The organism is Streptomyces niveiscabiei (assembly GCF_001419795.1).
Lineage (GTDB): Bacteria > Actinomycetota > Actinomycetes > Streptomycetales > Streptomycetaceae > Streptomyces > Streptomyces niveiscabiei.
In genome coordinates this window covers 1-1,440 of the sequence record NZ_LIRL01000352.1, presented here as the reverse complement: position 1 = coordinate 1,440, position 1,440 = coordinate 1, and the positions used below count along the sequence as shown (strand labels likewise).

Annotated in this window: 1 protein-coding gene; it reads right to left on the bottom strand. The window is 70.0% G+C overall.

Features of this window, described 5'->3' with window-relative positions:
* Positions 1 to 251: 251 nt before the first annotated feature.
* Complete coding sequence (locus AOK24_RS17975) at positions 252 to 1,379, bottom strand: zinc-dependent metalloprotease (protein WP_079056863.1); 1,128 nt, start codon at positions 1,377 to 1,379, stop codon at positions 252 to 254.
* Between the last annotated feature and the right edge of the window lie 61 nt (positions 1,380 to 1,440).

Sequence of the window (1,440 nt, the reverse complement as noted above, 5' to 3'; positions counted from 1 at the left end):
CGCGGGGTGGTCGTTCTCGGTCAGGATGTCGTGGAGGACGCGGCGGACCGCCAGGCGTATCGCCGCGACCGCAGGATGGGGACCCATGTCCGGTTCCCTTCATGAAGTTTTTCCGGGGGGTGCACCCGAGCTATGTCACTCAGAGTGTGTAGATGGTGACAGAACCGGGCCGCTCCCCGAGCATTGCACGCCTTCCGGTGGCTCACGGTCCCTCGGACGGGTGATTGCTACGGCGTTTCCCTGCCGTCCGCTCACATATCGGCCTTCCTGTGCACGCGCGCGACCCAGTCCGCCGGTTTCGCGATCTCCGCCTTCGTGGGGAGCGTGTTCGGGGACGTCCACACGCGGTTGAAGCCGTCCATGCCGACCTGGTCGACCACCGCGCGCACGAAGCGCTCGCCGTCGCGGTACTGCTTCATCTTGGCGTCCAGGCCGAGCAGCCTGCGCAGCGCGACGTCCAGCCGGGAGGCGCCCTTCGCCCTGCGCTGCTGGAACTTCTCGCGGATCTCGGCAACGGTCGGGACGACCTCCGGGCCCACGCCGTCCATCACGAAGTCGGCGTGCCCTTCGAGCAGCGACATCACCGCCGTCAGCCGGGCCAGGATCTCCCGCTGCGCGGGCGACTGCACCAGCTCCACCAGCGAGCGCCCGCCGTCGTCCTCCTCGCCCTCCGGGCGGCCCCCCGCGAGCGACTGCGCCGCCTCCCGGATGCGCTCCAGGAACGTCGACGGGTCGACGTCCGTCTCGCCCAGGAACGACTGGATCTCGCCCTCCAGGTGGTCCCTCAGCCACGGGACCGCCGAGAACTGCGTACGGTGCGTCTCCTCGTGCAGGCACACCCAGAGCCTGAAGTCGTGCGGGTCCACGTCGAGTTCGCGTTCCACGTGGACGATGTTCGGGGCGACCAGCAGGAGCCTGCCGCCGCCGTTCGAGCCCGCCGGGAGATCCCTCGTCGCCGGCGCGAACGTCTCGTACTGGCCCAGCACCCGCGACGACAGGAACGACAGCAGCATGCCCAATTCCACGCCGGTCACCTTGCCGCCGACCGCGCCCAGGACCGCGCCGCCGGGTGAACTGCCCCTGCGCTCCTGCATCTTGTCGAGCAGGGGGCGCAGCACCTCGCGGAACCCCGCGACGTTCGCCTTCACCCACCCGGGGCGGTCCACCACCAGTACGGGGGTGTCGTGCGTGTCCTCCGTCCCCATCCGGGTGAATCCCCGGACGTGGCCCTCCGACGCCTTCGCGTACCGCCGCAGTTCCGCGACGATCTTCCGCGCTTCGTCCCGGCTGACCTCTGGGCCCGGCCGCACGAGGCGCGTCGCGGTCGCCACCGCGAGATTCCAGTCGACCATCCCGGAAGAAGCACCGATGCTCGTCATGCCGTCAACCGTACGTGAGCGGTCCGACAACGGGCAGGGCGTGGAGGGGTCGGGTGAGGGC

Bases quoted from the DNA above. Each gene is read 5' to 3' on its own strand.
- AOK24_RS17975 (WP_079056863.1), bottom strand. From the start codon at position 1,379: ATGACGAGCATCGGTGCTTCTTCCGGGATGGTCGACTGGAATCTCGCG.